Consider the following 12,568-nt stretch of genomic DNA (forward strand, 5'->3'; position numbering starts at 1 on the left):
TAAAACGAACTTGTGAGTACGATTAAAAACGAACTTACGCGTTCGATTTTAATCGCAGCCGGAGGCCACATGACGAAGCTCTCCCTCCCGCCGTCTTCCACGGGCTCACCGGCCACGGCCGTCCTGCACGCCAGAGGATGGGCGTTGGCGACGGCCGCGCTGGCCATGGGGCTCATCGCGGGTTTCTTCTACGCCTACGCCTGTTCGGTCATGATCGGTCTGGCCCGCGTCGACGACCGCACGTTCATCGATGCCATGCAGTGGATCAACGCCACGGTGCGCAACCGGTGGTTCGCCCCCAGCTTCTTCGGGGCGCTCGTGTTGTCCGCCCTCGCCGTCGTCCTGCACCTGTCGCGTGGCGGACGGCGGGTACTGCCGTGGACTGCCGCCGCCCTGGTGCTGTACGCCACGGCCTTCGGCGTGACCATGGGAGTGAACGTGCCCCTCAACGAGGACCTGGCCGCGGTCGGCGACCCCGAGCTCCTCAGCGACCCCGCCGCGGTCCGCGCCCTCTTCGAGGACCGCTGGGTGGCGTGGAACACCGTCCGTGCCGTCGCTTCGACCGCCGCACTCATGTGCCTGCTCCGGGCCCTGGTACTGCATGGCGGGGCGTCCCGTGCCCCGGCCCCGGAGCCCCACCGGTCGGTCTAGGGCGTGGACCGGGCGGCGGGGTCGGTGAGGGCCTCGCGCACCGCGCGGAACTTGGACTCGGTCTCGGCGAGCTCGGCGGCGGGGTCCGAACCGGCGACGATCCCGCACCCGGCGAACAGGCGGGCGCGGCGGCCCTCCACACGGGCCGAGCGCAACGCGATGCCCCACTCGGCGTTGCCCGCCCCGTCCAACCAGCCGACGGGGCCGGCGTAGCCGCCCCGGTCCATCCCCTCGACCTCGGCGATCAGGCGCATCGCCGCCGCCGTGGGGGTGCCGCCGACGGCGGCGGTGGGGTGGAGCGCGGCGACCGCGTCCAGCGCCGACACCCCCGGGGCGAGGCGGGCGTGCGCGCGGGTGGCCAGGTGCTGGACGTTGGCGAGGGCGAGCAGCGCGGGGGAGGAGGGGACGGAGAGCTCCCGTGCGAGGGGTTCCAGAGCGATGCGCAGGGAGTCCACGGCCAGGGCGTGCTCCTCCAGGTCCTTGGCCGAGGCCCGGAGTTCCTCGGCGAGGCGGCGGTCCTCGACGGCGTCGCGTCCGCGCGGTCGGGTGCCGGCCAGCACCAGGGAGGAGAGCCGGTCGCCCTCCCGGCGCAGCAGGAGCTCGGGGGTGGCGCCGACCATGCCGTCGACGGAGAAGGTGAAGCAGCTCGGGTAGCGCAGGCGCAGGCGTTCCAGGAGGGTGCGCACATCGATGGGGGACTCCGCCTCGGCGACGATGTCGCGTGCCAGGACCGCCTTGTCGAGCGGCCCGGAGCGAATGCGGTCGACGGTGTCGGCGACGGTGTCCGTCCACTCCCGTCCGGTCAGGGAGCCGGGGCCCCAGGAGAGGGGGCCGACCGGACGCGGGTCGAAGGCGGGGGAGGACGGGACGTCGGGCCGGGCGTTTGGTGCGTCGGTCACGGTGGTCACCCACGCGCGCCCGTTCCGTCTGCCGATGAGGACCCGGGGCACCACGAGCGCGGAGCCGCCGGAGGTGGGCGCGAAGGTGAACGTGCCGAAGGTGACCAACCCCGTGCCGGGCAGACCGACGGCGTCCTCCACGTCGGCGTTGGCGACGAGGCCGGCGAACCAGCGCGCGGCCCGGGTGAAGCGGCCGGTGTCGGTGGGTTCGGTGCCGTGGGAGGAGCCCTCGATGTCCAGGCGCGCGGCCGATCCCCAGCCCACGATGCCGTCCTCCGCGCTCAGCCAGGCCAGGGGGGCCTCGGTGGGCAGACGGTGGACCAGGCTTTCGGCACCGGCTTCCAGGGGCGCGGTGCGGACGAACAGTTTCGTGGGGCTCAGGGCGGCGTTCACGGGGATCGAGTCTAGGACGTCGTGTGAAGGCCCGTGCCGTGCTCCTTCCCAGGGCAGGGACCCGGGGCCGCGCCCGGGTTCGGGGAGGAGCGGCCCCCCTATAGCCTGACGGGTCGTGTCATTGTCCACGGCTTGGTGGAATCGTGTCCGAACCTTGACGATCTCCTCTACCCTGTTCTGCGGTGCGCCGTGGGGAAAGCGGTGCGCGAACAGGCTTGAGGAGTGTGGGCATGGGGGCACGGGCAGTGGCGGCTCCGCGTTGGTCGGCGGCGGTCGTGGCGGCCGCCGTCCTGCTGTCGGGGTGCTCGGCGTCCGGGGACACCGTCGACGGGACGGGTCAGGCCGGGGCCGTCCCGCCCTCCGGGCCCTCGCCGTCGGACGCGGCATCCTCCGCCGCGCCAGCCGGTCCCGACACGACCGGGTCCGGGGCGGAGCCGCCGTCCGCGCCGGCGTCCGCCACGCCCGTCGAGTGCTCGTTCGACGACCGCGAACGCCGGATGCGCGGCGCCTGGCTCACCACCGTGCGCAACATCGACTGGCCCTCCGAACCAGGCCTGTCCGCCGACGAACAGCGCGAGGAACTGGACGCCTACCTCGACGACGCCGAGGCCCTGGGGCTCAACGCCGTGTTCCTGCACGTGCGGCCCACCGCGGACGCGGTCTATGAGTCCGACCTGGAGCCGTGGGCGCGTTACCTCACCGGCGAGCAGGGTGGCGATCCCGGCTACGACCCGCTGGAACACGCGGTGGCGGAGGCCCACGAGCGGGGCCTGGAGCTGCACGCCTGGTTCAACCCCTACCGTGTGGGGTTCATCGACCCGGATCTGGAGAACCTGGCCGAGGGCCACCCGGCCGAGGAGAACCCGGAATGGGTGGTCGAGCACGGCGACGAGGCCTACCTCGACCCCGGTGACCCCGAGGTCCGCGCCTGGGTCACCGGCGTCGTGCTGGACGTGGTGGAGCGCTACGACATCGACGGCGTGCACTTCGACGATTACTTCTACCCCTACCCGAAGGAGGGCGAGGTCTTCGACGACGACGCCACATGGGAGGAGTACGGCGGCGACTTCGACGACCGCGCCGACTGGCGCCGTGACAACGTCGACCGGCTCGTCGCCGACGTCCACGAGGGCATCGACGACCTCAAGCCCTGGGTGAGCTTCGGCATCTCCCCGTTCGGGATCTGGCGCAACAGCGACAGCGACCCCACCGGGTCGGACACGTCGGGCCTGGAATCCTACTCGGCCCAGTACGCCGACACCCGCACCTGGATCCAGGAGGGCACGATCGACTACGTCGCTCCGCAGCTGTACTGGAGCCGCGGGTTCGCCACCGCCGACTACGAGACCCTGGCCCAGTGGTGGGCGGACGAAGTCGAGGGCACCGGAGTGGACCTGTACGTCGGACAGGCCGCCTACCGGGTGGGTGACCAGGACTGGCGTGACGAGGACGCGCTGAGCGCCCAGCTCGACTTCTCCGGCCGGCTGCCGCAGGTCGGCGGGGACGTCTACTTCTCCATCAGGAGCCTGAGGGAGAACGCCGCCGAGGCCTACGCGAACCTGGCCGAGACCCACTACGCCCACCCCGCCCTTCCGCCGGGCACGGCTCCTGAGGGACAGGGCCCGCTGACCGGTCGGGTCGGGGGAGTCACCGCCCGGGCCGACGGCGACCGGGTCGACGTGGAGTGGGAACCGGTGGAGGACGCCCGGTTCTACGCCGTGTACAGGGTGGGTTCCGAGGGCTCTCCGGAGGCCGGGGACCCCGAGGAGTGCCTGTCCCTGTCGCCCGACGACCTCGTGGGCGTCACCGGCGGGACCGGGCTGACCGACCCGGCGCCGCTGGAGGACGGTGCCGGGTACGCGGTCACCGCCCTGGACGTCTTCCGGACGGAGGGACCGGTCAGCGAGGCCGCCGACGTGCGCGGATAGACGGGCCGGTGCCGCGGCCGAACGGGCGGGCCCGGGGGAGAGGTCAACCGGTGGCCAGGTTCCTGGCCGTGACCCTCTCCTGGCGGACACCGTCGGGCGGCGGGTCGCCGGGTTCTCCCGTGTCCGCGCAACCGTGCCGTTCGTCGGACGTGGCCGCCCTGCCGCTGTCCGGCGTCACGGACAGGCGTAACGCCTGGGGCGACTCGGTGAGCGCCGCCGACCGCAGCCCCGCCAGAGGGGCCAGCCGTCCGGTTCCAGGGCACGCTGTTCGGGCACGGTCCAGACCCTGCCCGTCCGCCGGGGCGGCGAGTCGGTTCCGACCGAGAGGGCGGGGAACGCGTCGAACACATGGCGCGGGCACGGGGCTGGACGGCGCGCCGCGTGCTGGGGTGAGGCGCCGCCTCGCGCGGATCACACGACCGTCGTCCCCAGGGGCGTGAGGTCGTCGACGTCGTAGGCCAGTCGGCAGTCGACGCGTACCACTCCCTCGACGGTGCGTACCGCGTGCGCGAGCCGGGGGATGTCGGTGCGGCGCGGGACGGTCCCGGAGAGGCTCACCACCCCGTCGCGCACCGACGTGTCGACCTCGGTCAGGCCGAGCCGGTCACGGACGACCTCGCGGTCCACCAGTTGTCGCAGCTCGTCGTCGGGCGTTCCGTACACGCCCAGCAGGTCCGCGCGGCTGACCAGGCCCACCAGACGCCCGTCGTCGTCCACGACGGGCAGCCGTTTGACGCCGTGTCTGCGCATCAGCTCGGCCGCCTCGTGGGGCGAGGCGTCGGCCGTGGTGGTCCGCGCCGGAGAGGTCATGAAGTCACGTGCGGTCGAGCCGCCGCTCTTGAGCCGTTCGAGCCGCTCCCGCCAGGGCTCGGCCGTGTAGCCCTCGTCCGGGTCCGGGTCGGCGAGCTTGAGCAGGAGGTCGGCCGTCGAGACGACACCGCGGACCCGGTCCCGGTCGTCCACGACGGGCAGCGCGCTCACGTGGTGGGAGCGCATGAAGGCGGCGAGCTCCTTGTACCCGGTGTCCCCCCGCGTGCGCAGGACGTCCGCGGTCATCAGATCGCCGACGGTCGTGGCAGTGGTCATGGCGTCCTCCGCTCCGGGAAACCGTCATCAGCGCACACTGGTCGCATACCCGCCAGCCGTGGTTCCCTATCTCCCCCAGTGCCGGGTTGGGTGAGTTTTGCGCAGTTCAGGAAGGGTATGGACGGTTCTCGCAGGAGCGCGATCCCGGGAGCGCGGATGACCGTCACGCTCGATCCACGGCTCTACGACGCGGTGCTCTTCGACCTTGACGGGGTGGTCACCGACACCGCTTCGGTCCACGCTGCGGCCTGGAGGCGCCTGTTCGACGGCTACCTCGCCGACCGCGCGCCGCGCGAGGGCGAGGACCACTCCCCGTTCTCCGCCGACGACTACCTCCGGTACGTGGACGGCAGACCGCGTGACGACGGCGTGGCCGCCTTCCTGGAGTCCCGGGGTATCCGCCTGCCGCGCGGGCGAACCGACGACGGCGACGCCGCCGAGACGGTCCGGGGCCTCGCCGGCCGCAAGAACCGCTACTTCCGCGCGCGCCTGGCCGAGGACGGGGTCACCGTGTTCGACTCGACGGTCGCGCTCGTGCGGCGGTTGCGGCGCGCGGGTTCGGCCGTCGCGGTGTTCTCCGCCAGCCGGAACTGCGACCAGGTGCTCGAAGCGGCCGGTCTGGGCGACCTCTTCCCGGTGCGCGTCGACGGGGTGGTGGCCGGCGAACTCGGGCTGCCGGGCAAACCCGATCCGGCGATGCTCCTCGAGGCGGCCCGCCGACTGGGGACCGGCCCGGACCGCTGCGCCGTGGTCGAGGACGCCGAGGCCGGGGTGGAGGCGGGGCGGCGGGGCGGCTTCGCCCTCGTCGTGGGTGTCGACCGCACGGGGAACCCCGACCGGCTCCGCCGCCACGGCGCCGATGTCGTCGTCACCGACCTGTCGGAGGTGGAGGTCGTCCGGGGCGCCCGGTGAGAGCGTCCTCGAGGCCGCGCGGCCCGCCGGAGCCGGTGCGCGCCGCGAGGGTGGGAGTAAGGAGCGTGCGGTATGGATCGGCGGGACACCGTGAGATGGCTGGAGCATCTCTCGCTGGGGGACACCGGCCTGGTCGGCGGTAAGAACGCCTCCCTCGGGGAGATGATCGCCCACCTGACCGAACGGGGCGTCCGGGTGCCGGGAGGGTTCGCCACCACCGCGCAGGCGTACTGGGACTTCCTCGACGGCAACGACCTGCGCCCGCGCGTGCGCGACCGGATCGCCGCGCTGCACCGGGGAGCCGATCTGGCCGAGGTGGGCGGATCCATCCGCCGCATGTTCACCGACGCCGAACTCCCCCCGCACACCGCGCGCGCGGTCGTGCACGCCTACCGGGTGCTCGCCGAGCGCCTGGGCCGACAGGACCCGGACGTGGCGGTACGCAGCAGCGCCACGGCAGAGGACCTGCCCCAGGCCAGCTTCGCCGGACAACAGGAGACCTTCCTCAACGTCACCGGGGAGCGGGCGCTGCTGGAGGCCTGCAGGCGCTGCTACGCGTCCCTGTTCACCGACCGTGCGATCAGCTACCGCGAGCACCAAGGATTCGACCACCTCACCGTCGCGCTCTCGGTCGGGGTACAGCAGATGGTCCGCTCCGACCTGGCCGGGGCCGGGGTGATGTTCTCCGTCGACACCGAGAGCGGTTTCCCCCGGATCGTGCTCGTCAACGCCGCCTGGGGGTTGGGCGAGTCCGTCGTGGCGGGCACGGTGGACCCCGACGAGTACCTGGTCTTCACACCCCTTTTGGCGGACACCGCGCTGGAACCGGTCATCTCCAAGGCGATCGGCGGCAAGGAGACCAAGGTCGTCTACGGCGCCTCCCGCGACGAACCGACTCGCACCGTGCCGACCGGCCAGGACGAGCGGGCCCGCCCCGTCCTCGACGAGCAGGAGGTCCTGCGACTGGCCCGGTGGGCGAAGACGATCGAGGACCACTACGGCCGGGCGATGGACGTGGAGTGGGCCAAGGACGGCCGCAGCGGCGAGCTCTACGTCGTGCAGGCCCGCCCCGAGACGGTCCAGACCCGCAAAGAGGCCTCGACGCTGTACTCCTACCGACTGCGCGAGCCCGGAGAACGGCTGGTCACCGGCCTGGCCGTGGGCGAGGCCGTCGCCGCGGGGAAGGTGTGCCGGCTGCGCGGCGTGGACGAGATCGACCGGTTCACCGACGGCGCCGTGCTCGTCACCGGCACCACCGACCCGGACTGGGAGCCGGTCATGAAACGCGCGGCGGCCATCGTCACCGACCACGGCGGCCGCACCTCGCACGCGGCCATCGTGAGCCGTGAACTGGGTGTGACCGCGGTCGTGGGAACGGGTGAGGCCACGCGCACCCTGACCGACGGGCAGCGGGTCACGGTCTCGTGCGCCGAGGGAGAGGAGGGCCGTGTCTACCGGGGGATCCTCGACTACGACGAGCGCGAACTCGACCTCGGCCGGGTCCCCGAGACCGGGACCGACGTGATGCTGAACCTGGCCGACCCGGCCGCGGCCCTTCGCTGGTGGCGGCTGCCCGCCGACGGCGTCGGCCTGGTCCGGATGGAGTTCGTCATCGCCAACCACATCAGGATCCATCCGATGGCCCTGGCCAGGTTCGACCGTCTCACCGACCAGGACGCCCGGCGGCGCGTCGCCGAACTGACCCGCGGCCACGACGACAGGACCGAGTTCTTCGTCCAGCGCCTGGCCCAGGGCATCGCCCGCATCGCCGCCGTGTGGTGGCCCCGGCCGGTCACCGTGCGGATGAGCGACTTCAAGACCAACGAGTACGCCCGCCTCCTCGGCGGCGCCGAGTTCGAACCGGTCGAGGAGAACCCGATGCTGGGGTGGCGCGGGGCCAGCCGCTACCACAGCGACGGCTACCGGGACGGTTTCGCCCTGGAGTGCCGCGCGATCCGCCGGGTGCGCGAGCGGATGGGGCTGACCAACACGGTCGTGATGATCCCCTTCTGCCGCACCCCCGCCGAGGCCGACCTCGTCCTGGACACCCTGGCCGACCACGGTCTGCGCCGGGGGAGCGGCGGGCTCCAGGTGTACGTGATGGCCGAGCTGCCCGCCAACGTCTGGCGCGCCGAGGAGTTCGCGGAGCGCTTCGACGGGTTCTCCATCGGCAGCAACGACCTCACCCAGCTCACGCTCGGCGTCGACCGGGACTCCGAACGGCTCGCCGCACTGTTCGACGAGCGTGACCCGGCCGTCACGCGAAGTATCGAGACCGTGATCGAGGCGGCGCACGCCAGGGGAAGGAAGGTGGGCCTGTGCGGGCAGCGGCCCAGCGACGATCCGGACTTCGCCCGCCTGTTGGTGCGCGCGGGGATCGACTCCGTCTCCGTCGCCCCGGACAGCTTCCTGGCGGTGAAGGACAACGTCGCCGCCGCCGAGCGTGAGGGGGAGAACCGGTGAACAGCGAGTGGACCTGGTGCTACGAGGGCTACGACCCGCGGGAGGAGGGCCGCAGGGAGGCGCTGTGCACGGTCGGAAACGGCTACCTCGCCACACGGGGCGCCGCGCCGGAGTCGACGGCCGACGGCACGCACTACCCCGGCACCTACGCGGCCGGTGTCTACAACCGCCTCCGGTCGGAGGTCGGCGGGACCGCCGTCGAGAACGAGAGCCTGGTGAACCTGCCGAACTGGCTGCCGGTGACGTTCCGCGTCGACGGCGGTCCGTGGTTCGACGTCGACGCCGTCCGCCTCCTGGAGTACCGCCAGTGGCTCGACCTGCGGCGGGCGGTCCTCACACGCCGGTTCCGGTATCGCGACGGGGCGGGGCGCACCACGGCCGTCACCCAGCGGCGCTTCGTCGACATGCGGTTCGCGCACGCGTGCGCGCTCGAGGTGGCGATCACCCCCGAGGACTGGTCCGGTCGGCTGGAGGTGCGTTCCGCGCTCGACGGCCGGGTGGCCAACACCCTGGTCGAGCGCTACCGGGACCTGCCGGGCGACCACCTTCGGACGCTGGACGCGCGGGCACTGGGCGAGGACTCCTGTCTTCTCGAAGCCCGGACGAACCAGTCCGGGATCCGGGTGGCGATGGCGGCCCGCGCCACCCTGTGGAGAGGTGACCGCGGGTGCGACGCCGAGCTCAGTCCCGTCGGCGACGACTCCTGGACCGGCCACGACGCCGCGGTCGACGTGGCGGCGGGGGAGACGACCACCCTGGAGAAGATCGTGACCGTCTTCACCGGTCGCGACCGCGCCGTCAGCGAACCCGCTGAGGAGGCCGCGCGGTGGCTGCCGCGCATGGGCCGGTTCGGGGAGCTGCTCGCGGACCACGCTCTGGCCTGGAGCCAGCTCTGGGAGAGGTTCGGTGTCGAGATCGAGGGGGCGCCGGACGAGCTGCGCATGATCCGCCTCCACGTGCTGCACCTGCTGCAGACGCTCTCGCCGAACACCGTCGACCTGGACGCCGGCGTTCCGGCCCGAGGACTGCACGGCGAGGCCTACCGGGGCCACGTCCTGTGGGACGAGCTGATCGTCTTCCCGGTGCTGAACCTGCGTCTTCCCTCCCTGACCCGGGCCCTGCTGCGCTACCGACAGCGCCGTCTGCCCGAGGCGCGGCAGGCGGCGCGGGAGGCGGGTCTGGCGGGCGCCATGTATCCGTGGCAGTCGGGCAGCGACGGCCGTGAGGAGACCCAGTGGCTGCACCTCAACCCGCTGTCCGGTCACTGGCGGCCCGACCCCACCTGGCGGCAGCGCCACGTGGGGATCGCCGTCGCCTACAACGTGTGGCAGTACTACCAGGTGACCGGGGACCGGGAGTTCCTCGCCCACCACGGGACGCGGATGCTGGTCGAGATCGCCCGGTTCTGGGCCTCCCTCACCTCCTACGACCCACGTCGCGGCCGGTACGCCATCCGCGGGGTGGTGGGCCCGGACGAGTTCCACACCGGGTATCCGGGCGCCGAGGAGGACGGGATCGACAACAACGCCTACACGAACGTGATGGCGGTGTGGGTGCTCCTGCGCGCCGTCGACGCGCTCTTCCTGATTCCGGATCGCACGCGCCGCGAGCTCACCGCGGACCTTGGGCTCGAACCCGGGGAGCTGACCCGCTGGAACGAGATCGGCGAAGGCATGTTCGTGCCCTTCCACGACGGCGTGATCAGCCAGTTCGAGGGCTACGAGGACCTGCAGGAGCTGGACTGGGAGGGCTACCGGCGCAGGTACGGCGACATCCAGCGCCTCGACCGGATCCTCGAGGCCGAGGGCGACAGCGTCAACCGGTACAAGGCCTCCAAACAGGCCGACGTGCTGATGCTGTTCTACCTGTTGTCCGCCGACGAACTCGGCCCGCTCCTGGGACGCCTGGGCTACGGGCTCGACGGCGACGCCATTCCCAGGAACATCGCCTACTACCTGGCCAGGACGTCCCACGGTTCGACACTGAGCGCTGTCGTGCACGCCTGGGTCCTGGCACGGGCCCACCGCGAACGGGCCATGGAGTTCTTCTGCCGGGCGCTCCGGTCCGACGTCACCGACATCCAGGGCGGGACGACCCCGGAGGGCATCCACCTGGCGGCGATGGCCGGAAGCGTGGACCTGCTCCAGCGGTGCTTCTCCGGGCTGGAGACGCGGGAGGGCCGGTTGGAGCTCAACCCGTACTGGCCCGAGGAACTGGGGACGCTCACCCTGTCGATCACCTACCGCGAGCACCCGCTGAGGCTGCACATCTGCGGACACTGCGTACAGGTGGTGGCCGGGGCGGGAATGCACCGGTCGATCGAGGTCGCCTGCCGTGACGAGACCGCCGAACTGAGGCCGGGGGCGACCGTGTGCTTCCCACTCTGAGCACTCCGGGACGGCCCTCGTCCTCCGGGGCCCGCGAGCCTAGGATCGGGGGAGGGGGAACGGGAGCTGGGCACTGCGTCGACCGCGGGGGTGGTCATGGGTGAGACGGCCCGGTCACGGAGCGATCGGCCCCGCGCGCCGTACCAGGAGGCGGGGATCGACCAACTGCTCGTGGAACTGCGGTCGCGGGTCGACGAGGCCGTGGTCAGCCGCGAACGCCTGCGCGCCCTCCTGGACGCCGTCGTCACGATCGGGGCGGGCCTGGACCTCCAGGGCACCCTGCGGCGGATCGTCGAAGCCGCCATGGCCCTGGCCGGAGCCCGCTGCGGCGCCATGGGCGTGGTCGGACGAGACGGGAATCTGGAGCAGTTCATCCCGGTCGGCCCCGACGCCGCCCGGATCGAGCACTGGCCGGGGGGCCGCGGCGTTCTCCGGCCGCCGGACGAGGAGCCGGGACCCGTACGACTGGACGACGTCCCCTGGCACCCCGGACCGCACGGGTTTCGCGAGGGGCGCCCGCCCGCGCGGGGCTTCCTCGGCGTACCCGTCCAAGTGCGCGGCGAGGTGTTCGGCCACCTGTACCTCACGGGGAAACGGGACGGCGGACGCTTCGACGAGGACGACGAGTCCATCGTGGTGGCGCTGGCCGCGGCCGCGGGTGTGGCGATCGAGAACGCCCGCCGCTACGAGCACACACGGCGGCGCGAGATGTGGCTGGACGCCTCCGACGAGGTCACCACGCGACTGCTGAGCGGTGTGGACGTCGACGACGTGCTCCGGATGATCACCCGGCGGGCCTGCCGCATGGCCAACGCCGACCTGGCCGCCATCGCGGGGCCCGACGCCTCCGGGCGGCGGCTCACGGTGCGGATCGCGAGCGGGGAGGGCGCCGAACGGATCCGGGGTCGCGGCACGGCGGTGGAGGGGTCGCTGACCGGGAGCGTCCACGTCTCCGGCGAGCCCGTGATCACCGACATCTCCCGTCCGGGTGCGCGCGCCGCGGTACTGCTGCGCGACCTGGGGGTCGGCCCGGTCCTGCTGGTACCCCTGGGCCACGGGGACCGGGTGCGCGGTGTCCTGTGCCTGGCCAGGGAGGTGGGCGCGGAGCAGTTCCACCCCTCGACGGTGGAGACGCTGCGCGCGTTCGTGGGACACGCGGCCCTCGCCCTGGAGCTCGCCGAGACACGTGCCGACGCCGAGCGCCTCAGCGTGCTGGAGGACCGGGACCGTATCGCCCGCGACCTGCACGACACCGTCATCCAACGGCTGTTCGCCGTCGCGCTGTCCCTGACGGGGACGGTCAGACGCGTCGACGACCCCGCGACCGCCCGGCGCCTCCACGGGGCCGTGGACGATCTCGACGACACCATCCGCAGGATCAGGTCGGTGATCTTCGCGCTGACGGCGGAGGACGAGGAACAGGAGCACCCCTGGCCGCGTGACCGGATCGTGGGAGTGGTGAGCGCCGCCACCGCCCCGCTGGGGTTCTCGGCCGGGTTGAGGATGGACGGACCCCTCGACAGCCGGGTACCCGAGCAGATCGCGGATGAGGTGGTCGCCGTGCTCCAGGAGGCCCTGACCAACGCCGCCCGGCACGCCCGGGCCCGGCGGGTGGACGTCCGGGTGGCCGTGGACGGCGATCTGACGGTCGAGGTCACCGACGACGGCGTCGGCCTTCCCGGGGGAGGCCGCCGCAGCGGTCTGCGCAACCTGGCCGAGCGGGCGGCGCGCCTCCACGGCACCTTCGAAGCCGGACCCGCACCGGACGGCGGGACGGTCCTCCGGTGGACGGTGCCCCTACCCGAGGACGCCGGATGAGGGGGTCCGGACGTGGGTCCGACGCGAAGCG

8 protein-coding genes are annotated in these 12,568 nt (G+C 72.5%); 6 read left to right on the plus strand and 2 right to left on the minus strand.

Annotation, left to right across the window (positions count from 1 at the left end):
• The first annotated feature begins 69 nt into the window (after positions 1-69).
• A complete protein-coding gene (locus KIK06_RS05900; protein WP_268642275.1) occupies positions 70-651 on the plus strand; it encodes an anthrone oxygenase family protein in 582 nt (193 codons plus the stop codon).
• Here the strand turns inward: KIK06_RS05900 and KIK06_RS05905 are convergent.
• Entirely contained in the window at positions 648-1,943 is a 1,296-nt protein-coding gene (locus tag KIK06_RS05905) for an isochorismate synthase (protein WP_017600087.1), read from the minus strand. The genes KIK06_RS05900 and KIK06_RS05905 overlap by 4 nt on opposite strands.
• Positions 1,944-2,173: 230 nt before the next feature.
• Between KIK06_RS05905 and KIK06_RS05910 the strand changes: the two genes are divergently transcribed.
• On the plus strand, positions 2,174-3,871 hold the full coding sequence (locus KIK06_RS05910) for a glycoside hydrolase family 10 protein (RefSeq protein WP_268642276.1): 1,698 nt from the start codon (positions 2,174-2,176) through the stop codon (positions 3,869-3,871).
• Between the two features lie 411 nt (positions 3,872-4,282).
• On the opposite strand, the gene KIK06_RS05915 is transcribed toward KIK06_RS05910, so the two are convergent.
• On the minus strand, positions 4,283-4,957 hold the full coding sequence (locus tag KIK06_RS05915; RefSeq protein WP_017600089.1) for a CBS domain-containing protein: 675 nt from the start codon (positions 4,955-4,957) through the stop codon (positions 4,283-4,285).
• Positions 4,958-5,113: 156 nt separating this feature from the next.
• Between KIK06_RS05915 and KIK06_RS05920 the strand changes: the two genes are divergently transcribed.
• The 4 genes from KIK06_RS05920 (at position 5,114) to KIK06_RS05935 (ending at position 12,537) form a co-directional block, all read left to right on the plus strand.
• Positions 5,114-5,869, plus strand: coding sequence for an HAD family hydrolase (locus KIK06_RS05920; RefSeq protein ID WP_017600090.1), 756 nt, complete (start codon positions 5,114-5,116; stop codon positions 5,867-5,869).
• Between the two features lie 72 nt (positions 5,870-5,941).
• Positions 5,942-8,332: a phosphoenolpyruvate synthase gene (ppsA, locus tag KIK06_RS05925; protein WP_268642277.1), complete on the plus strand. Its 2,391-nt coding sequence runs from the start codon at positions 5,942-5,944 to the stop codon at positions 8,330-8,332.
• Positions 8,329-10,719 carry a glycoside hydrolase family 65 protein gene (locus KIK06_RS05930; protein WP_268642279.1) on the plus strand — a complete coding sequence of 797 codons (2,391 nt, stop codon included), beginning with the start codon at positions 8,329-8,331 and terminating at the stop codon, positions 10,717-10,719. Before ppsA ends, KIK06_RS05930 begins: the two co-directional genes overlap by 4 nt.
• 96 nt (positions 10,720-10,815) lie before the next feature.
• A complete protein-coding gene (locus tag KIK06_RS05935; RefSeq protein ID WP_268642280.1) occupies positions 10,816-12,537 on the plus strand; it encodes a GAF domain-containing sensor histidine kinase in 1,722 nt (573 codons plus the stop codon).
• Positions 12,538-12,568: the final 31 nt, after the last annotated feature.

The sequence above is a fragment of the Nocardiopsis sp. EMB25 genome, from assembly GCF_026797795.1.
Taxonomy (GTDB): Bacteria; Actinomycetota; Actinomycetes; order Streptosporangiales; family Streptosporangiaceae; genus Nocardiopsis; species Nocardiopsis lucentensis.